General features: G+C 63.2%; 19 protein-coding genes and 1 pseudogene. 6 read left to right on the plus strand and 14 right to left on the minus strand.

What is annotated here, in order from left to right; all coding sequences use genetic code 11:
• The first annotated feature begins 20 nt into the window (after positions 1 to 20).
• The 3 genes from DWV11_RS04300 to DWV11_RS04310 all read left to right on the plus strand — a co-directional run bounded on the left by DWV11_RS04300 (position 21) and on the right by DWV11_RS04310 (position 2501).
• The gene (locus DWV11_RS04300) at positions 21 to 476 is read left to right on the plus strand and encodes a GAF domain-containing protein (protein ID WP_115787653.1); all 456 of its coding nucleotides are present in this window, start codon (positions 21 to 23) and stop codon (positions 474 to 476) included.
• Between the two features lie 63 nt (positions 477 to 539).
• The gene (locus DWV11_RS04305; RefSeq protein WP_115787654.1) at positions 540 to 1793 is read left to right on the plus strand and encodes a metal-dependent hydrolase family protein; all 1254 of its coding nucleotides are present in this window, start codon (positions 540 to 542) and stop codon (positions 1791 to 1793) included.
• Between the two features lie 243 nt (positions 1794 to 2036).
• On the plus strand, positions 2037 to 2501 hold the full coding sequence (locus DWV11_RS04310; protein ID WP_115787655.1) for an Lrp/AsnC family transcriptional regulator: 465 nt from the start codon (positions 2037 to 2039) through the stop codon (positions 2499 to 2501).
• Between the two features lie 302 nt (positions 2502 to 2803).
• On the opposite strand, the gene DWV11_RS04315 is transcribed toward DWV11_RS04310, so the two are convergent.
• Together DWV11_RS04315 and DWV11_RS04320 are read right to left on the minus strand one after the other, a co-directional pair.
• Entirely contained in the window at positions 2804 to 4201 is a 1398-nt protein-coding gene (locus DWV11_RS04315; RefSeq protein WP_115787656.1) for an aldehyde dehydrogenase family protein, read from the minus strand.
• Positions 4194 to 5249, minus strand: a complete 1056-nt coding sequence (locus DWV11_RS04320; RefSeq protein ID WP_115787657.1) for a homoserine dehydrogenase — start codon at positions 5247 to 5249, stop codon at positions 4194 to 4196. Before DWV11_RS04320 ends, DWV11_RS04315 begins: the two co-directional genes overlap by 8 nt.
• 293 nt (positions 5250 to 5542) lie before the next feature.
• Between DWV11_RS04320 and DWV11_RS04325 the strand changes: the two genes are divergently transcribed.
• On the plus strand, positions 5543 to 6982 hold the full coding sequence (locus DWV11_RS04325; RefSeq protein WP_115787658.1) for an amino acid permease: 1440 nt from the start codon (positions 5543 to 5545) through the stop codon (positions 6980 to 6982).
• A gap of 121 nt (positions 6983 to 7103) precedes the next feature.
• Positions 7104 to 7874, plus strand: coding sequence for an IclR family transcriptional regulator (locus DWV11_RS04330; RefSeq protein ID WP_115787729.1), 771 nt, complete (start codon positions 7104 to 7106; stop codon positions 7872 to 7874).
• Here the strand turns inward: DWV11_RS04330 and DWV11_RS04335 are convergent.
• The 12 genes and pseudogenes from DWV11_RS04335 to DWV11_RS04390 form a co-directional block, all read right to left on the minus strand.
• Positions 7871 to 8629, minus strand: coding sequence for an IclR family transcriptional regulator (locus DWV11_RS04335; RefSeq protein ID WP_115787730.1), 759 nt, complete (start codon positions 8627 to 8629; stop codon positions 7871 to 7873). The two genes, DWV11_RS04330 and DWV11_RS04335, sit on opposite strands and share 4 nt — an antisense overlap.
• A 42-nt stretch (positions 8630 to 8671) precedes the next feature.
• Positions 8672 to 9412 (minus strand): cyclase family protein, encoded by a 741-nt coding sequence (locus DWV11_RS04340; RefSeq protein WP_115787659.1) that lies wholly within the window; start codon positions 9410 to 9412, stop codon positions 8672 to 8674.
• Positions 9413 to 9420: 8 nt separating this feature from the next.
• Positions 9421 to 9867 carry a hypothetical protein gene (locus DWV11_RS04345; RefSeq protein WP_115787660.1) on the minus strand — a complete coding sequence of 149 codons (447 nt, stop codon included), beginning with the start codon at positions 9865 to 9867 and terminating at the stop codon, positions 9421 to 9423.
• A 131-nt stretch (positions 9868 to 9998) separates the two neighbouring features.
• Positions 9999 to 10124, minus strand: a pseudogene (locus DWV11_RS04350) (sugar phosphate isomerase/epimerase); the annotation flags it as partial.
• 28 nt (positions 10125 to 10152) lie between these two features.
• Positions 10153 to 10476, minus strand: a complete 324-nt coding sequence (locus DWV11_RS04355) for a putative quinol monooxygenase (RefSeq protein ID WP_245953430.1) — start codon at positions 10474 to 10476, stop codon at positions 10153 to 10155.
• 73 nt (positions 10477 to 10549) lie between these two features.
• Positions 10550 to 11722 carry a levoglucosan dehydrogenase gene (locus tag DWV11_RS04360; RefSeq protein ID WP_115787661.1) on the minus strand — a complete coding sequence of 391 codons (1173 nt, stop codon included), beginning with the start codon at positions 11720 to 11722 and terminating at the stop codon, positions 10550 to 10552.
• A gap of 70 nt (positions 11723 to 11792) precedes the next feature.
• The gene (locus tag DWV11_RS04365) at positions 11793 to 12608 is read right to left on the minus strand and encodes a sugar phosphate isomerase/epimerase family protein (protein WP_115787662.1); all 816 of its coding nucleotides are present in this window, start codon (positions 12606 to 12608) and stop codon (positions 11793 to 11795) included.
• The gene (locus tag DWV11_RS04370) at positions 12605 to 13759 is read right to left on the minus strand and encodes a Gfo/Idh/MocA family protein (RefSeq protein WP_115787663.1); all 1155 of its coding nucleotides are present in this window, start codon (positions 13757 to 13759) and stop codon (positions 12605 to 12607) included. Before DWV11_RS04370 ends, DWV11_RS04365 begins: the two co-directional genes overlap by 4 nt.
• A gap of 6 nt (positions 13760 to 13765) precedes the next feature.
• On the minus strand, positions 13766 to 14752 hold the full coding sequence (locus tag DWV11_RS04375; RefSeq protein ID WP_115787664.1) for an ABC transporter permease: 987 nt from the start codon (positions 14750 to 14752) through the stop codon (positions 13766 to 13768).
• A 3-nt stretch (positions 14753 to 14755) separates the two neighbouring features.
• On the minus strand, positions 14756 to 16264 hold the full coding sequence (locus DWV11_RS04380; protein WP_115787665.1) for a sugar ABC transporter ATP-binding protein: 1509 nt from the start codon (positions 16262 to 16264) through the stop codon (positions 14756 to 14758).
• Positions 16265 to 16316: 52 nt separating this feature from the next.
• On the minus strand, positions 16317 to 17369 hold the full coding sequence (locus DWV11_RS04385) for a substrate-binding domain-containing protein (protein ID WP_245953431.1): 1053 nt from the start codon (positions 17367 to 17369) through the stop codon (positions 16317 to 16319).
• A gap of 159 nt (positions 17370 to 17528) precedes the next feature.
• Positions 17529 to 18008: a hypothetical protein gene (locus DWV11_RS04390; RefSeq protein ID WP_115787667.1), complete on the minus strand. Its 480-nt coding sequence runs from the start codon at positions 18006 to 18008 to the stop codon at positions 17529 to 17531.
• 208 nt (positions 18009 to 18216) lie between these two features.
• On the opposite strand from DWV11_RS04390, the gene DWV11_RS04395 reads away from it, so the two are divergent.
• A complete protein-coding gene (locus DWV11_RS04395; RefSeq protein WP_115787668.1) occupies positions 18217 to 19281 on the plus strand; it encodes a LacI family DNA-binding transcriptional regulator in 1065 nt (354 codons plus the stop codon).
• Positions 19282 to 19892 lie beyond the last annotated feature (611 nt).

Raw genomic sequence — 19892 nt, forward strand, 5'->3', positions numbered from 1 at the left:
TCCAGAAAGGAAAGGACTTTATGAGTTCCCAGTTTGAATCCTTTGACGACGTGTACGCTCACGCCCGGGAGGCAGTCGGCGTCACTCTCTTCACCGTCTCTGTCCTGGCCGACGAGGGCGCCAGTATGGCTCGCGTCTACACCACCCATCCCGATGTCTACCCCGTGGGCGGGAAGAAGACCCTGGCCGGGGACACGAACCGGGTGTGGCTGGAACAGGTGCTCAATGGACAGCAGCCGTTCCTGGGAGCGGATAAGGAAGCGGTCCGCTCATTCTTCTTCGACTCGGCAACCATCGAGTCATTGGGCTGCGGGGCTATCGTGAACGTCCCCGTCGTGAGCAGTGGCCGGACTATCGGATCCATGAACTTCCTCGGCCCTGAGGGCAGTTACGACCGTAGTTCGGTGGATGCAGCGGTTGACCTCGCACGGCGGTCTGTCCGGCTGCTCGAACAAGCACTTACCAACGCCAACTAGTTCCTTCGCGGGGCGGCACGAATTGGGGGCCGCCCCGCGAAGGACCACAGGAAGGAAACACCCGTGACCACTCCGGGAAGTCTGACGATACGGAATGCCCTCATCTTCGACGGTGAATCACCTGAGCTGATTGAGGGATCCATCAGCATCCGGGATGGCCGGATCACCGCCATAGGGCGGGAGGTGGAAGAGGCCGGTGCCGTGCTTGACGCCGGCGGCCGCACCGTGATTCCAGGACTTATCGATGCCCATTTCCACGCTTACGCAATTAGCCTGACATCTGCCAGGAATGAGACGGGACCACTGAGCTATTCCGCGCTTGCCGGGGCAAGGCGCCTCGCGGCTGCGCTGCTCCGAGGGTTCACTGCTGTTCGTGACGTGGCAGGCGGGGACGTTGGCCTTGCCAGCGCCATCGAGGAGGGCCTGTACCCTGGTCCACGCTACTTTTTCACCGGACCGGCGTTAAGCCAGACAGGCGGCCACGGCGATATCCGGGCCGCGAACCACGGAGGATGCTTCCATGGCGGCCACATGTGCGAAGTGGTGGACGGCGCCGAGGACCTGCTGCGGGCTGTGCGTCACCGGTTCCGTACAGGTGCCTCGGCGATAAAGCTCATGACCTCCGGAGGGGTCGTCTCACCGGTGGATCCGATTCGGGTTCCGCAATACAGTGCGGAGGAAATCCGCATCGTAACGGACGAGGCGTCCCGGCGGGGCAGCTACGCCACTGCTCACGCATATTCGCCCGAGGCCATTCGCCATTCAGTACTCAACGGGGTTCGCTGCATCGAACACGGGAATCTGCTCGATGCGGAAACCGCGCAGCTCATGGCTGACAACGACGTCTATCTGGTTCCCACCTTGGTGACCTACGAGGCGATGGAACGACGCGGAGAGGAAGTCGGTCTCACCAAAGTGGGAGCGGCCAAGAACCGGGAAGTGCTGCAGGCAGGGAGGAACGCTGTGGCACTGGCCCAGGACGCCGGGGTCCGGATTGGGTTCGGAACGGACCTTATGGGTGAACTGGAGGACGAGCAACTGGCCGGACTCCGCCTGCAGTGTGAAGTGCTTGGCGTTTACGGCGCCCTCCGGTCGGCAACATCAGTCAACGCCGCTCTGCTTCGGCGCGATGACCTGGGAAGGATCACCGGAGGGTCCTGCGCGGACTTGGTGGTGCTGGACGGGAATCCCTTCCGCGACGCCTCGATCCTGTGGGACGAAAACACGGCGCGGACCGTCATCAAGGATGGGCAGATCATCTCCAGTGGTGCCCTTCGGGGTGCGGCGGACTTAACGTTGAACGTTCCGGTTGCCTGAGAAAGCCGGACGGCGCGCAGTCCACGCCCGGGGCGGCAGATAACCCCGATTAGGAAAGGCCTGCCACGGCCCCGGCCCGGCCCGGATTGGCGATGTTTCGGGGGAGTGGCATACTCGGGGCGTGTCCGCCCGGTCGGGTTCAGCTCCTTCGTACGGCAACTATCATCAAACGTTGGGCTCCTGATTTCGGGCGCCAGGCATAGCGATAGCCGCTTTGCAATGATTTGACGCTGAAGGATACGCATGGACCGGGCAGGCCTTGACCAGATTGACCATCGGATCCTGGAGGAACTCACCAGGAACGCCCGCATCAGCCACGCCGAGCTGGCAGCCAAGGTCCTCCTCTCCCGCAACGCCGTGCGGCAGCGGATCGACCGGATGGAGCGGCACGGCCAGATCCAGGGCTACACCGTGGTTTCCGGTTCACCCGGGCAAGCTCCCGTCGCGGGATATCTGATGATCTACCGCAATGACCGGGTTCGCGGCTCCGATGTGGTCGTGGCGCTGCAGGCGATTCCTGAGGTGGTTTTCTGCGATGTGGTCAGCGGGGACTTCGACCTGATCGTCCGGTTGGAAGCCCGTTCATTGGAACGGATCCAGGAAATCTGGGAGAGGATAGCTGCCCTTCCCGGCGTCAAGGACACGGTGACCGCCATGTCGCTCTCCAACTATGTAAGCCGAGGCCCGGCCTCCGGTTCGCTGCTTTAGACCGCCGGGCGCTCTTCTTCCGCGCCGAGGGCGCGTTCACGTCATCGACAGGATGCACATGCTGGCGGCCGCAGGAAGCGTCGTTCGCTTCGGCCCGGCGATGGTCGAGAGCACCGGTCCGGGCAGTGGCCGGCGCGGCAGCACGTTTGACCATCGCCAGGCCTCGCGCGAGATGGGGTTGATTCGAGACCGGAATCCCGCTTACCGTGAAGTTGTCCAAGGCCCGCGCCGCACGGGCCCGCCCCAATAGGCGCCGCCGGGCGCCCGGACCGGGCCCAGGAAATCCGTTTACGTCTGAAAGCTCATGCCACGCCGCGCTTGATGCAGACGACCTTGGGCTGGGTCATTTCTTCGTAGGCGAACCGGACGCCTTCCCGGCCCATGCTCCCGTATTTCGAGCCACCGAACGGCATGCCGTCGAAGCGGTAGTCGGAGGAGTCGTTGATCATCACGCCGCCGGCGTCGAGCTTGTCCGCCGCATCGAGTGCTACGTTCAAGGCTTCGGTGAAGATCCCCGCATGGAGGCTGAACTCAATCCCGTTGGCCATCGCGAAAGCTTCCTCCACGGCATCGAATGCCTGCAGCATCACCACCGGGCCGAAGACCTCCTCTTGCCACAGCCTGGAACCATGAGGCACATTTTCCAGGACAGTAGCGTGGAGCACGTTGCCCTCGCGGACATTACCCATGAGACAGTGCGCACCCGCAGCGATCGCCTCATCCAGCTTTTCCTTGACCTCTGCCACGGCGTTCGCCGAGATCATGGGACCGATATCGGTACTTTCCTCCATGGGATCGCCGGCAATCAGGAGCGATGCCCGTTGGAGGAACCGACGGCGGAACTCGGAATAGAGGGAACGCGCCACCAGGATGCGCTGGACTCCAACGCAGTTCTGGCCCGCTGCCCAGAACGCTCCGGAGACGCAGGCATCCACGGCGGCCTCAAGGTGTGCATCGTCCAGGACAAGCACCGGGGCATTGCCGCCCAGATCCATGGACAGCCTCTTGAGCCCGGCCGAACGGGCGATGCTTTCCCCGGTGGTGAATCCGCCGGTGAAGGACACCATCCGGACATCCCGGCTCCGGACAATCTCCTCTGCGAGCTCCCGGCCTCCGTGCACCACCGTGAGCACGCCTTCCGGCAGCCCCGCGCTTTCAAGGGCAGCTGCCAGCATCTGTGCCGAAAGCGGCGTCAGCGCAGACGGCTTAAGGATGACGGCATTGCCGCCCGCAATGGCCGGGCCGAGCTTGTGTGCCACCAGGTTCAGGGGGTCGTTGAAAGGGGTGATGGCCGCGATGACTCCCAGTGGCTCACGGGAGAACCATCCTTGGCGGTCTTCGGATCCTTCAAACGCATCAAAGGGGATGACTTCCCCCGAATTCCGCCGGGCTTCGGCAGCGGAAAGCCGCAGCGTGTTGACCGCCCGCAGTACTTCCTTGCGGGCCTGGCGGATCGTCTTTCCGGCCTCTGCGGTGATGGTCCGGGCGAATTCCTCGCGGCGTTCTTCAATCGCAGCTGCCGCTGTCTCCAGGATCCTGCCGCGCTCGTGACGGGACAGGCTCCTGGCCGTGGCCGCGCCTTCACGGGCTGCGGCAAGGATCCCGCCGACCTCTGAGGGAGCAGTGAGCGGCACAGCGCCGAGCAAGCGGCCGTTGTAGGGACTCGTGACTTCGCAGACGGCTTGCAGTGTCTCAAGCATGTGCGGCCACTCCCGCCTTGGCAGCGTGGATGGCGATGATATCCGAGAGCAGGGCGTAGGCGGTTTCCACCCTTCCGGCCCCGGGACCGGAAACCGTCACGGGACCCAGCAGGTCCGTGGAGAATGAGACTGCGTTGGTGGCGCCGGAAACACCGGCGAGGCCATGGTCCAGCGGCAGGGCGACGGGTTCGACTCCCGCGCTCACGGTGCCGTCGGGGTTCCGTTTGGCCGAGCCCACGAGTTTCCAGCGCCGGCCCGCCAACGCCGCGTTCTTCACTTCCTTCGCGGAGAGCCCGGAGATCCCACGCCGCGTGACATCGGCGAGGGTGATGCCTGCGCCGAGCAGCTCGTTGGCGAGGATCAGGACCTTGAGCTGGACGTCGAAACCCTCGATATCGGCGGCGGGGTTGGCTTCCGCGTAGCCGAGCTCCTGCGCCTCGGTGATGGCCTTGCCCAACTCCATGCCCGTTTCCATCCGGCCAAGGACGTAGTTGCTGGTTCCGTTGAGGATGCCCTCGAAGCCGTCCAGTTTAAGGCCGGCAAACATTTTCCGTGCCAGGCGGATGACGGGCGTACCGCTCATCACCGCTCCTTCGAATTCGAAGTGAACGCCGTTGCGTTCGGCCAGGGCAGCCAGTTCCGGGCCGCGCAGCGCCACGGGCCCCTTGTTCGTTGTGCAGACGCTTTTGCCTGATTCCAGCGCCCACCGTACGTGGGACACGGCAGGCTCGCCGTCGTCGGGGTTGGTGAACGTTGCCTCGCAGACAATGTCCGCGCTGCAGCTGCGGATGACGTGCTCGTTGTCCGGAGTTGCGGATCCGCCGTGGTCGGCGAAGGTCTCGTTGCCGCTTCCCAGCCGGAGGGCCACCGAGAGGTCGATGCCGTCATCCTTGACCAGGGAACCCAGGCGCAGGTCCGTGATCGCGACGACCCGCAGGCCAAAGCCGAGTTCATCTGCAAGGTCGCTGCCCCGGTCGTGGATCAGTTGGGCGAGGGTCCTGTTGACGCCTCCGAACCCGATCAGCGCGATGTCATAGGTGGTGGTCATGGTGTTCCTTAGTTTCGAGGTGGGCTGTGATCCCATCGTGCGGCCGGCCGCTGTCCGTCGAACCATGTCCAACAGCCCGAATACCTGGTCGGAACGACCAAGCTAAGAGCGAAGAGGCATAGTGACGAATCGCAATGTATGTGCAACATAAGCAAGTCTTGATGTTTTTGATGACTAGCAAGCGGCATTCGTGTTACTTTCGTCACTGTTGACGCGCCGGACCCTCTCCGTCCGCACGATGACGTGAGCGTTGCACACACTCCCGGTACCCACTCCCAACACTGGAGGCACCCTTGGAACCTTTAACCCCGCTTAAGCCAGCTGTCCGGCAGGACGAACCAGATACAGCTGAATCAGGCCTCCGCCGCTCCATGGGGCCCAGGCATCTGATCATGATCGCCATGGGTGGAGTCATCGGGTCCGGGTTGTTCCTCAGCTCGGGCTACACGATCTCGCAGGCCGGACCGCTCGGTGCGGTCATCGCTTACCTGGTGGGAGCATTCGTCGTGTACTTGGTGATGGCCTGCCTCGGCGAGCTGGCCATCGCCTACCCGGTGTCCGGTGCCTTCCATATCTACGCCGCCCGCTCGATCGGCCCGGCCACCGGGTTCACTACGGCGTGGCTCTACTGGCTGTGCTGGGCGGTGGCGATCGGTTCGGAGTTCACGGCGTCCGGACTGCTGATGCAACGGTGGTTTCCCGGGGTGGACGTGTGGGTCTGGTGCCTGGTTTTCGCCGCCGTGCTCTTTGGCCTGAACGCCGTCTCCGCAAGGTTCTTCGGGGAGTCCGAGTTCTGGTTTGCCATCGTGAAGGTCGCCGCCATCATTGGGCTCATTGTCCTTGGCGGCGCGGCGCTTCTGGGATTCCACCCGCTGAGCCAGGGCGGCAACCACCCGTTCCTGTTTGAAAACTTCGCCACTGACGGCGGGCTGTTCCCCAACGGTTTCACCGGCGTCCTGGTCACGGCCCTCGCAGTCTTCTACGCGTTCTCCGGCTCCGAATTGATCGGCGTTGCCGCCGGGGAAACCAAAGACCCTGGCACGAGCATTCCGAAAGCCATGCGGAGCACCGTCGTCCGGCTCCTGGTCTTCTTCGTCGGAGCCATCGCTGTCATCGCCGCGACCATCCCCTTCGACGAGGTAGGGCTGGATGAAAGCCCGTTCGTCACCGTCTTTTCCTCCCTCGGAATCCCCTTTGCCGCAGACATCATGAATTTCGTCATCATCACCGCCCTGCTTTCCGCGGGCAACAGCGGCCTCTTCTCCTGCGCCCGCATGCTGTACTCCTTGGCCGACGAAGGACATGCACCCCAGGCCCTGAAGAAGCTGACACGGCGGGGGATTCCCTTGATCGCCCTGTCCGTCAGCATGCTGGGCGGGTTCGCGTCCCTGGTCAGCAGCGTGGTGGCGCCGGAAACGGTCTATCTGGTGCTTGTCTCCGTGGCCGGCTTTGCCGTGGTCGGCGTCTGGATGTCCATCGCTGCGTCACACTTCTTCCACCGGCGGGCGTTCGTGCGGAACGGCGGGGACGTGGCCGGGCTTTCCTACAAGGCACCGCTGTTCCCCTTGGTACCCATCCTGGCCTTCGTCCTCTGCCTCGTTTCGCTCATAGGCATCGCACTCGACCCCAACCAGGTCGCCGCCCTGTACTTCGGTATTCCCTTCGTCGCGGCCTGCTACGGATACTTCCACGTCAAGTACCGGACGAAGGCCCGGCAGGTGCCGGGAGCCTGAACCTCCCCGCGCCGAAGCGGCGGCAGGCAGCGTTTGCTGCCGGCCGCCGTCGTGCATGGCTCTCCGCCGTCGAAACTGTGTGAGGATAGGCTGGTTGCCAGTGCGGGAGGAGCAGCGGGAAATGGAGACTTCCCCGGAAGCGTCAACCATGGCGCAGGGACTCAGAATCGTACGACTCGTGACGGAACGTGAGAAGTCCGGCAGGCAGCTTCTAGGAGTTTCGCAGCTTGCCGCCGAATTACAGCTGGACCAGAGCCGGGTGTCGCGCCTGACGCAGGAACTGTGCGACATCGGATTGCTGGAGCGCGAGGAGCGCGGCCCGTTCAGGGCGGGCCCCCGGTTCTTTCGGCTTGCAGCCTCACTCAACAATGGCTGGTTCCGCGGAGCCGGGCCCGAATTGGAAAAGCTGGTTTCGTCGCTGGGCCTCCGGGCCCGCGTTTCAGTCCGGGTGGGATTCCGGGTGCTCCTGGTACGCGCGTCCAGTAACGACATGGCAGCCGGAAGCTTCGCGTATCCCGGGATGATCACCCCCGTATGGTGCACTGGGGCAGGCCGGGCCCTTTTGTGGGACCACAAGCGCAAAGGGCTTGATGCGCTCCTGCAGGACGTCAGCTTCATCGGCGTGGGGGGTCCGCAGGCAGCCCATTCAGTGGCCGAAGTCTGGGAGTTGATGGTTCGGGACCGGCCGCAGGGCTATGTGGCTGCCGCCGAGGAATTCGAGCACGGCATCCACGAGCTTGCCGCCCCGGTTCGGGATGACCATGGCCGCGTCACGGCAGCATTGAGCGTCCTCGGCCAGTACGAGCAGCTACGGGGCGACCTTTCCCGGGTGGCAGGCGCGCTCCTGGATAGCGCCGCGCGCCTCAGCGGTGTTTCCCGGATGGCAGGCTAAGCGTGGCCCAGGCGGGACTGCAGCCAGTTCCCTTTGTCCACCAAGGCCTCAGCGCACATCTGCTGCTTGGGCTCGAGGCGTGATTTCGGTCCCACGATCTGGAGTGCCGCAACAACGTCTCCCTTGAAATCCCGGACCGGGACCGCCAATGAATACAGGCCGGGCTCGGCGGCCTCATCCACCACCGAATAACCGCGGGACCGGGCGGCTGCAAGGCGCTCAAGGAAATCGGCCACGTCAACGGGTGTGTTCGGACCATGACGGACAAAATCCACGCGCGAAAAGATCCCGCGCACCTCGTCGTCGGAAGCCTCCCATAACAAGGCCTGCCCTGCGTCGCTGCAGTAAGCCGGATAGGGCCTGCCGATCCAGGAACCCACGAGTTCGGTGCTGTCCGGCACGCTTTCGGCAATAGTCACGGTACTGTCGCCGCTCAACACCCCGAGGTAGCAGGCTTCATCGGTCTGCCTGGACAACGCGTCGAGCGCGGCGGCGCCGTCCGTGGCGAGCCGGCGCCGGGTGAGCACCAGGGCATCGGTCATCACGGACCAATCGGGGGTGAACGTACGGTATGGCGTGCGCTGCAGGAATCCTTCCTGCTCGGCCGTGCGCAGGCTGCGTGAAACCTGGCTGCGGTCCTTACCCAAATCGGCGGCAATCTCGGCGACGGTCCCGCCGGGCAGACCCTGCGCCTGGCGGGACGCCGCCGCCAGCACGGCCATGATCCCACGGCCCATGCTGGAGGTTCTTGACATGGACTCGATCTTAGACGACCCCTTGACCATGCAACGGAAACCTCAGGAGATGGCGAAGACCCTCGCCGGGAATCCGCTGCCTCCCAAGGGCTTGGCCCACGAGGCAACAACGACCGCACCGGCCTCAGGAAGGTTCCCAAGGTTGGCCAGCAGTTCGATTTGCCACCGGTCCTGGGCCAGCACGTACGTTTCCAGGCTGAAGTCGTGCCGGGAGGTCGCCTTTCCCGGATCGGTGTCCGTCTGTTCGTGACCGACGGCGGCCACGCGCCGCTCCTCGATCAGGAAGGCGAGCACGTCACGGGACCAGCCCGGGGTATGGCTGATGCCCTCCGGATCACGGTTGGCCATCGCCGCGGCGTCGGGCCAACGGCTGCTCCATCCCGTGCGCAGGGCCACGAAGGACCCCTCGGGAACAGCGCCGTTTCGCTCCTCCCACCGGCTGATGTCTTCCATCGTGGGCGTGGCGTCAGGGTCCGCCGCTACGGCGTCCGTGATGTCCAGGACCACCAAGGGAAGGATCATTTCCTGTACGGGAATCTGGTCCAGGGTCCTTCCGCCCCGGATAAAGTGCGACGGCGGGTCCACGTGCGTACCCCATTGGCCGATGATGGAGTACCGGTGCGCGGTGAAGCCGTCCCCGCGTTCGAGGTCGAACACAGCCTCACGGGTTTCGTCCGGGAAGGCCGGGAAATGCGGTTGGCCCGGGTGGAAGGCGTGCGTCAGGTCCGTGTACTTCCGGCCGGCAAGGGTTGCCTTCAGCGCATCCCACAAACCGATGGACATGGTTTCCACTAGGCAGCCTCCCCTTCACGGCCGCCCGCATGTGAATGGGCAGCGATGGTCACCGGTCCCGTCAGCTCAATGACCGGCAGTTCCCACGGGTGGATGCCTGCCAATTGGTGCATGAATCCCTCAACCGCGTCGTCGGGGAGCATGGCGTCGAAGTACGTGGTGAACACAAATGTGGGTGAGATGGTGCGTTGCCCCACTGCGCCAAGGGTCGGTCTGGCTCCCTGCGCGCAGGTAAAGCCTTCGAAACCAACAGTGGACTCGAAAACATGCTTGTAGTTGCCGAAATCGCCCAGGTCTTGGAATTGCTCCACGGCTTGCAGAAGCGACGCCACACCCTCGTCATCTGACAGAGCGTCCAGGTCTCCGCCTGCGGCGCGGTTGAAGGTTTCTGCGCTGATCGGCCAATGCACCCGGAGCTTACGGGCCGCCTTCATCTGGATACTCAAGGTTTCTCCTTCACGGTACGTGTTGCATGTCATACTCGCACAGCCAAATGAGCATTACAAGCATAAGTTAGTGCTAATAATGAACATTGCCTCTCCACACACTGCTCGTCGGACGGGGGGCGCACATCCGCCTCGTGGGCGAAGCGGATGCCGTTTTCGTCGAAGACGTCCAGGATGGAGTTCCAGCGGTCGGCGAAGTCGTGGTATCCGGCGTCGATCACCTTTTCCGGGACGGGCGGGAACATGGCCACGTACTCCAGCAGCTCCAGCTTGGAGTGTCGGAGGTCAGATCAGGGGAGTGAGGGGAGTTACTGAGAACGGTACGGCCAAGAAGGGTTCCACGGCCTTCACGAAGTCCTTGACGTGGGCTTCCTCGTTATGGGCCTTGAGGTCTTCCTGATGGGCCCATCCCTCGATGAGGACGAATGTACCGGGTCTCTGATCGTCGGAGAAGACGGTGTACTCGAGACATCCTGGATCTTTTCGGCTTATCGCCTGCAGGGCACTGAGCGCTTCCTGGAGCTCGGTTTCGTGCCCCGCTGTGGCGATGAAGACCGGCATCAGCCAGACTTCTGCGGTGTCCCGCGGAACTGGGAGGGTGTTGGGCATTTTTCCGTCCTTGGATGGTCCTGTAAAAGTGCGGGAGGGACGGCTCGGTGCCGTCCCTCCCGAGTTGGTCAGATTAACTGTTGATCTGGGGGACCTCGACCCAGGCTTCTTTTGCAGCTGATTCGACGATCGCGTCGTCGATCAGGGCGACCTGATAGCCGTCTGCAAAATTGGGGCTTACGCTGCCGCCTTCTGCGATGGCTTTGAAGAAATCGTGGGCCTCGATGATCTTCGTTTCGCCGTAGCCAATGCCGAGCGCAGGAATGGGCCAGAGTCCTTCTCCGTAGGGATGTGCCGGGCCGGTGTAGACGGTGCGGAATCCGCGGCGGTCGGCCTGGTCGGACGCGAAGCAGACCTGCAGTTCGTCGCGGCGTTCGTAGTTGAAGACGATGCTGCCCTCGGTTCCGTGGATTTCGAAGGTGATGTAGTTGTTCCTTCCGTGAGCGTTGCGTGTTGCCTCGACGGATCCGACGGCCCCGTTGGCGAAGCGGATCATGGTCATGACCTCGTCATCAACGTCGACCTGGCCCTTGGGGCCCTCCCCGCCCCGTACGTTGCCGAGTGCGTCGGCCGCTCCGGTCTGCAGCGGTCGCTCGGGGATCCAGGTGGAGAGAACGGCATTGACGGCGCTGAACTCGCCCACGAGGTAGCGGGCCATGTCGATGACGTGCGTGGCAATATCGCCGAGGGCGCCGGAACCTGCGATGGATTTCTGGAAGCGCCAGGACAACGGGGAGTTCGGGTCGGCGCTCCAGTCCTGCAGATAGGTGCCGCGGAAGCTGAGGATTTGTCCGATTGCCCCTTCCTCGATGTATTTCTTTGCCAGTGCGACGGCGGGGGTCCGGCGGTAGTTGAAAGCCACCATGTGGACGATGTTCTTGTCTTTGACGGCGTCGTACATTGCCTTGGATTCCTCGCCGGTGCGGGCCAGCGGCTTTTCGCAGATGATGTGCTTGCCTGCCTCTGCCGCGGCGATGGCGATTTCGGCATGGAGGTGGTTGGGCGTGGCGATGTCCACGACGTGGATGTCGGGGTCGTCGATGATGCTGCGCCAGTCTGCCGTGGAGTTTTCGAACCCGAAGCGGCGGGCCGCTTCCGCGGCGAGATCCGGATTCGCTTCAGCGATGACTTTGCGGACCGGGAGTGCCGGTGCCGGCCAAAAGAACATGGGCATGGCAGCGTATGCCAGGGAGTGGGCCTTGCCCATGAAGCCGCCTCCGATGAGGCCGACGTTGAGGTTTTGCATGTGAATCTTGGTCCTTCCGGAAAGTTCGGGACATGCCGGCTGTGGCTGTCCCTCGCGGTTGAAAAATCAGTTAAAGGAGCTTCTCGAGGTACTTCTTACTCAGTTCTGCTGCGGCCCGCGGGTCACCGTCGTAGCTGTCGAGTTCGACCATGAGCCAGCTGTCGTATCCGCTTTCGCGGATCGCGGCGATGATGTCCGGGAAGTCAAGTTCTCCCTGTCCCAGGGGCAGGAAATTGAAGGGGTCCCTCTGGAAGTCCTTGAGGTGGACGTGCTGGATCCTGTCGGGGTACTTCCGGATAACTGCCGCCGGGTCTGCTCCGCCCGCTGCAAGGTGTGCGGTGTCCGGGCAAAAGCCGATTCGGGTGAGTGGCATGAGCCGGTCCAGTTCCTCCGGGCTCTCGACGATAGTGCTCAGGTGCGGGTGGTAGCTTGCTGACAGACCGAAGCTTTCTGCGATGTCCGTTACGCTGTCCAGCGCCTCACCGAGGCGTTGGTAGTCCTCGTCGGCGGTTCCGGCTGCCCGTCGTGCTCCGCCACCCACCACGAGCCGTTCCGCTCCGAAGCCCGCGGCCAATTCGGCGGCGCGGTGAATGCGGTGCATTTCGTCCGGGAGGATATCGGCGTAGATGAAGTTGGCCCCGGTATACACGCTTGTCAGCGCGACTCCTGAACCGCTGAGGATCTCTTTGAGTTCCTCGGGCTTTTCTGCGTACTCCGCAAGATTCCCGTCGAACATCTCAACACCCTGATAGCCGACAGATGCGATGTCCTTGACGGCATCCCTCATGGAGCCGTGGGTCATGTAAAAGAGGTCCTTGACGCTCGTCACGCCCTGCGGGTGGCCAACGACGCCGCCCCAAGTGATGGAACAGTAACCAAGTTTCATTGCTTCTGCCTTTCGGATACGGAGGAAGACTTGAGTAATTCGAAGGGGGTGGGAATGCCGGGAACGTCTACCCACGACTGCTGCGCAGCGGAGGTAATGAGTGCATCCGTCAGGAGTGCAGCGCGCAGGCCGTCCCGGAAGGTGGGCAGGCCTTCGGGTGGCTGCCCCTGAACGGCTGCGTATACGTCGGCGACGAAGGAGTTGAAGCTGTCCTGGTATCCCTGGGGATGTCCCGGTGGTAGCTTCGCGTACCGTCGGCCGCCGGGCGTGCTGAGGGTCTGCGGACCGACGGTGATCTCAGAACTGGACCCTGTGGTTCCCATGTGAAGGGTGTCCGGTCGCTCCTGGTTGAAGCTGAATGACGCTTCGGTTCCGTCGAAGGAAAACCACAATCGGTTCTTACGGCCCGGGCTGACCTGACTGACGACGAGGGAGCCTGTGGCCCCCTTGTCGGTCTCGAACAGGAGCGTGGCCCCGTCCTCGGTAGCAACGGAGGACAGCTGGCCGCCGGTTGCGCGTTGGTCGTAAGCCCGGCTGGTCTTCGCCACCAGCCTGGTGATCCGGTGTCCGGTGGTGAACTCCATCAGGTCGCACCAGTGCACGCCGATGTCACCGAAAGCCCTGGAGGCTCCTCCGAGTGTTGAATCGACCCGCCAGTTTGTGGCTTCCGCCCCCACCAGCCAATCCTGCAGGTAGGAACCGTGGAGCAGCCAGAGGCGGCCGGCGTCTCCGCGCAGGATACGGTCGCGAGCCTCACGGACCGCGGGATAGAACCTGTAGACGAAGGGCACGCCCGTGACGATGCCTGCCCGGTCGGCGAGGTCCATGAGCTCCCTGGCGTCCTTGACGCTGGTGGCGAGGGGCTTCTCGCAGACAACCGGTTTCCCGGCTGCGATGGCTTTGCGGGCAAGATCGGCGTGGGTCGCGTTCGGGGTGCAGATGTGGATGACATCCACATCTGCCCGTCCAATCAGTGCTTCGGGGGACTCGGCTGCGGTTCGGGCGCCGAGCGCGGCTGCTGCTGCTTCGCCGGAAGCCTGGCTGCTTCCGGCGACTGCGCTGACCTCGCCGCCGGCTGCGCGCACCGCGTGAGCGTGGACTGAGCCCATGAATCCCGTGCCGATGATCCCGGACCGGAGTTTGGGGGTCATCTGGCTTTACTTCTTTCGGGCCAGGGCGACGGCAAGGATGATGATGGCGCCACGGACCACCTGTTGCTGGCTGCTGTCCAGACCGGCCAGGATCAGGCCGTTGTTGATCAGGCCGATCAGGAGGGCCCCGAAGAGAGTTCCCATGATGGAGCCGAACCCGCCGAAGAGGCTGGTCCCGCCGAGGATGACGGCGGCGATGGCGGAGAGCTCATCGCCCGATCCCCACTGGAACCTGCCGGATTGGAGACGCCCGGCGTACAGCATGCCGGCGACGCTCGCGACCATGCCCGAGATGAGGAGCACCTGGAACTTGATGCGCTTGGTGTTGATGCCGGTGAACTCGGCAGCGTTGCGGTTGCCGCCGGTAGCAAGGACCTGGCGGCCGAACTTGGTGCGGTTCAGCACGACGGCGCCGATGGCAACGAAGATGGCGCTCCAGACGACCAGGCCGGGGACGGGTCCGAAGTCGCCGGATCCGAAAATCATGTTGAACGTGTCGTTAAGGATGGGCTGCGGGGCCGAGGCGGTGATCCACTGGGCGACGCCTACAGCGATACCCAGCATGCCCAGCGTCACGAGGAAGGAAGGGATGCCGAGGAGACTGACCAGTGCGCCGTTGATGGAGCCGACCACGAGTCCGACGGCAAGGCCGGCGAGGATTCCGGGGACCAGGCCCCATTGTGACAACGCCATGGCCGTGCAGACGCTGGACAGGCCGGCTACGGATCCGACGCTGAGGTCGATTTCAGCGCAGGAGATAACGTAAGTCATGCCCACTGCAATAACCGTGATGGTTGCCGTCTGCCGGAAAATGTTCAGCAGGTTCTGTGGGGACATGAAGCCCTGGTCACGCAGCAGAACGGCGAAGAAGAGGAAGACGACGACGAAGCCGATGTAGATGACGTAGCGTCGCCAGTCGAGTTCCTTCAGGATCGTCCAGAAATTGCGGTGTGCCGCGGTGTCGCGGGCGGGGATGGTGTTTGCCTTGCTCACTGTTCAGACTCCCTGGACTGCAAGTTGAAGATATTCCTCGTCAGCGATGTCGCTGCGGGGGATGTCACGGATGACGGAGCCGTCCTTGAGGACGAGGACGCGGTCGCTGACCGCGAGGAGCTCGGGGTATTCCGAGGAAATGACGATGACGGCTTTGCCCGCGCTGGCGAGTTCGCGGATCATGTCCAGGATCTCGCTCTTGGTGCCGATGTCGACGCCGGCCGTCGGCTCGTCCAGGATCAGGATGTCCGGGTCGGTGCCCAGCCACTTGGCGATCACCACCTTCTGCTGGTTTCCGCCCGAAAGCAGCCGCACCGGGCGGTTCGGGTGGGCGACCTTCACCGCGAACTTCTTGATGAGGGACGAGGACAGATCCTTGCCCTTCATGGAATCAAGAAACGGTCCCCGCGTGATCTGGCCAAGCAGGGGCAGCAGCAGGTTGTCGCGGACAGAGTGGTCCAGGACCAGGCCCTGAGCCCGTCGATCCTCGGGAATGAGGGCGACGCCGGCGTCAATGGCCTGCTGGGGCGAGTTCAGGTTGACCTTTTCGCCGCGGATAAGGATCTCGCCGCTTTCGCGACGGTCGATCCCGAAAAGTGCCCGGGCGAGTTCGGTGCGGCCGCTGCCCATGAGACCGGCCAGGCCCAGAATCTCCCCCGGGCGGAGCGAGAAGGAGACGTCCCTTACCCGTGGCCCGGCATTCAGCCCGCGGACCTCCAGCAGGGGCGCACCCTCATGAGCGACGTGGTCCCGCTCCCGGTAGGCAAGCTGGCCCTCGATCTTCTTGCCGACAATGCCCTCCACGATCTGTTCCGGCGTCACGGCAGTCAGCGGCTCGGTGAGGAGTCTGGCGCCATCCCGGAGAATCGTGATCCGGTCGGCCAGCCGGTAGACCTCATCCATGCGGTGAGAGATGTAGATGATCGAGATACCACGCTGCTTGAGCCGGTCAATCAGCTCGAAGAGCGCTTCCGACTCGTGACGGGCAAGGCTTGCAGTGGGTTCGTCCATGATCAGCACCTGGGCGTTCTGGGAGAGCGCCTTGGCGATCTCGGTCAACTGCCAGTAGGCCGTGCCTAGCCGGGAGACCTCGGCCTGCGGGTCGACGTCCACCTCCATCTCGGCGAAGACTTCCTTGGCCCGCCGCACCGAGGCGCGGTCGTCGATGAACCCGCCCATGCCGAGCGGCTCAGCAGCAAGGAAGATATTCTGAGCGACGGTCAGGCTCGGTACGAGACTGAATTCCTGGAAGACCATACCGATGCCGGCGGCCTTCGCGTCCTGAATCGAGTTGATGGTCGCCGGTTTGCCGCCAATGACGATCTCGCCGGCGTCGGCCTGATAGACGCCCTGCAGGATCTTCATAAGCGTGGACTTCCCGGCCCCGTTGCCTCCTGCGAGGGCGTGGACCTCGCCCTTCCGGACGTCGAAGCTGACATCCTTCAGAACCGAAACGCCGTTGAAGCCCTTGGAGATCGAGCGCATCTCGACGACATTGTCTGCGGTGTTCATGGTGTGCCCTTTCGGGACGGTGCGGGGTTGGTCCCCGCACCGCCGGGTCTGGCTACTTCTTGTAGGACTCTTGGATGTCCTTCGGAGCGTCCTCGTGGTAGACCTGCTTCCAGGCTTCCAGGACGTTGGAGTGGTCGACCGGGAGGGCGCTCAAGGCCACATAAGCCGGTGCCTTCTTGCCGATCAATGCACCTGCGGCCAGCCGGGCCTCCGTGACTCCCTGGTCGAAAGGAACCTGGGCGCCGAGCCCAACGACCAACTGGTCTTTAGCCAGGGCAATGGCAACGTTCTTACCGAGGTCCTCAGTGGCGATCTTCAGGTCCTGGCGGCCCGCGGCGCGTGCTGCGGCCATGACACCTTCTGCGGGGACATCCCACACGGCCCAGATTCCGTTAAGGTCGGCGTGCTTGCTCAGCATGGCGTTGGCAGCTGCCTGGGCATCTCCGGCGAAATCAGGGCCTGCGATGCCCTTCTCCTCGACAATCTGGACATTCGGGTAGTCCTTGGTGATCGTCTCCTTGAAGCCCTGGTAGCGCTGCTTGGTCACAAAGAAATCAGCCTGGTGGAAGACAACGCCGATCTTGCCCTTGCCGCCGATGGCCTTGGCCATCTGGTGCGCCGCGACGACACCGTTGCCGTAGTTGTCGGCGGAAACGACGGAAACGTAGTCCTTGCCGGCAGTCAGCCCCTGAGGAATGTTGTCCATGAAGACGAGCTTCGTTCCGGCAGCCGCTGCCTTCTTGTAGGCCGAGGCCGTGGCCACGGGGTCAGTGGGGATGGAAACAATGATGTTCGGGTTCTGCGTCATCACGGTCTCGATGTCCGACACCTGCTTGTCCGGCTTAAAGTTTGCGTCCGTTGTCGCGATGACTTTGATGCCTAGCTTTTCGAATTCGCTCTTCAGGCCGTTGGTCTGTGCGGTGGCCCAGTCGTTGCCGCCGTAGTGCATCACGATTGCGGCCTTGGCATTGAGCGCCTTGATCTTCGCAATCTCTTCGGGCGTGAGATCTGCTGTCGATGCCGGTGAAGGCGTCTCGCCGTTGGGGCCCTTGCTCAGGACTTGTCCCTTGATCTTGTCAAGGGCCTGTTGGGCTTTCTCGGACACGCCGGTATCAGGGGCGTTTGAGCTGCCCGAGGTCGAACTGCTGCAGGAAGCGACGGAAATTGACAGGGCTGCGGCCAAAGCCACAAAGGGAAGCCTGCGGATCATCATTGTTCTCCAGTGCTTGTGGGAGGGATAGGTGGGTGGATGGTTGAGGTCAGGTCAGGCCAGGGCAATGGCGAGGGAAGGGGGTACCGGTGACAGGACGAGTCCACCGGCGGCTGCAGCTGTGCGGACGGCGGCAGCCTTGTCTGAAGCCCTAACGAGGGCCTCTGCGTGCTTTTTGTCGACGAAGAGCCCCAGGGAGCACGGTCCATAACGGGCTTGAACCCACTTCACCGCCTGACCCGCCGCCTTGGTCATGTCGCCGGCCGCCTCAGCGACCGAGCCGTCAACGGTCGACAGCCACTCAGGAGCCCCGGCATGGTCGACGGAAACGACCAAGCTGGTCCACAGGCTGTCGTTATCGAATACGCCGACGACAGCCGAGGAGCCTGCCGAAACGAAGGTTCGGACAGCAACTGCGAGATCATCCCGCGCAGCGTCCGCCAGGAGCAGTTCCAAGTTTGCCCACTGGGCCGGGTCGATGTTTCGACGGCCAACGCCCGGATCGGCTAAGAGTGCGTCGGCAGTGTCGCTCATCCCGCTCCATCTCCATTGAGGTGATCGTTTCGTCAACGTTAACGATGGTTCCGTTAACGTTTACGGAAAAGAGCGTAAACGTTCACGGAGATGGGTGTCAAGCATCACAGCGAAAGTTGCTCGGCGGGCCCCGGCGAGCCGCGACATAAGATGGAGGGCGTACAAAACCGTCGCCGGCTCGACCCACGCAAGGAGGACAGGAGGGAGCATGACAGGCATGGCGATCCCCCGCGAGAACAATGGCCGGACTGCCGACGCTCCTTTGCGCCGGAAGCCGACCATCAACGATGTCGCCCAACTTGCAGGCGTCTCGTTCGGGACGGTCTCGAGAGTCCTCAACAATGCCCCCGATGTCAGCGCCTCGACCCGTGAACGGGTCCTTCAGATCATCAAGGACATCGGCTACCGCCGGAACCGCGCAGCCACCGCGCTGGTCACAAGCCGTTCGACCTCCATTGGCATACTGTCGGATGGCTCCCCACGGTTCGGGCCTGTGGGAACACTCATGGCACTTGAGAACGTGGCGCGGAACAAGGGCTACGCCACGACAGTAATCAGCGTCCAAAAACCCTACGAAGATTCCGTCCAGGCCGCCCTCGACAGTCTGGACGATACGGGCGTAGGGGGGATTATCGTCATCGCACCTCTCGTCGAAATGGCAGCGGCCGTCTGGAATGCGTCATGCCGCTTGCCACTGGAGATGATCGCAGCCGGCGCGTCGTCAACTCCAAACGTTTTCACATACTCAGAGAATCAGGAGCTCGGGGCGAGGCTGGCCACGCAGCACCTCATCGACTTGGGCCACACCGACATCGCGCATCTCGCTGGCTCCATGGATTGGTTCGATGGACGGGTGCGCAAGCGCGGCTGGGAAGCGGCGCTCCGTGACGCCGGCCTCGAACCAGGCCTGTGCATCGAAGGTGACTGGAGCCCCCGGTGGGCCTACGAAACCGGCCTTCAACTTGTCCGGGAAGGAAAGGTTCCCCAAGCGATCTTCGCCGCCAGTGACCATACCGCACTCGGGTTGATCCGCGCCTTCGCCGAGAATGGCGTCCGTGTCCCCGATGATGTCAGTATCGTGGGATTCGACGACGTTGAAGGGTCGGATTTTTTCCTGCCTCCGCTGACCACGGTGCGGCAGGACTTCACTGCATTGGCACTTATGAGCACCGAAGTGCTTATCGGTGCCATGGAAGGGCGCGAAGTGGACCGTACGCCGATCGCACCGAGACTTATCGTGCGCAACAGCACCGTCTGCGCCACTTCCCGCTGAGTCGCATCCCCACTTAGGGCGCGATCGCAGAACAGCAGGGGGCGGAGCGGGAAAGCCCGCAGCCGAACGGTTCGAAAACCGCCAGATTGAACTGCGCTTCAGCCGCCTTCTACCTTGCGGTGCGGTGGTGCCCCAGGCGGCGGCGTGCGTTCGCTGGCGAAGGATTCCTCGGGATCGGTGACGTGCCATACGTTCTGGGGCCCAGGCCGGGAAGTGTTTGACGGCCATGCGGGTGCCGTCGGCCTGGCCAGTGTCCACAACGCTGTAGCGGTCCCGGGCGTTGGAATCGACGACGACGACCTCGGCTCTAGGGGGCAGCGTCACCGTGGAGGCATCCAGGAAGTCTTTCATGATGGGTCAATCGCCTCCAAGGTGCGCTGTTGGGCCGGTAGCCCAGCTCGTCATGGCCGCAATGACGTGCCGGCGGGTCACGCCCGCCGGCACGTATCTGCAGCCGGGTCATGGCGGCTGGACCTGAACTCATCTTTCCTGCCTGGTTGCCAGGGCCGCTTCGACGGCAGTGAGGTCAAGGACAATCATCTGAGTTAGCGATAAATCAGCGATCATGACTGAAGCGGTCGAGCGCAAGTATCTCGGATTTCCCCCTATTT

Source organism: Arthrobacter silvisoli (genome assembly GCF_003369445.1).
In the GTDB taxonomy this organism is placed as follows: Bacteria; Actinomycetota; Actinomycetes; order Actinomycetales; family Micrococcaceae; genus Arthrobacter; species Arthrobacter silvisoli.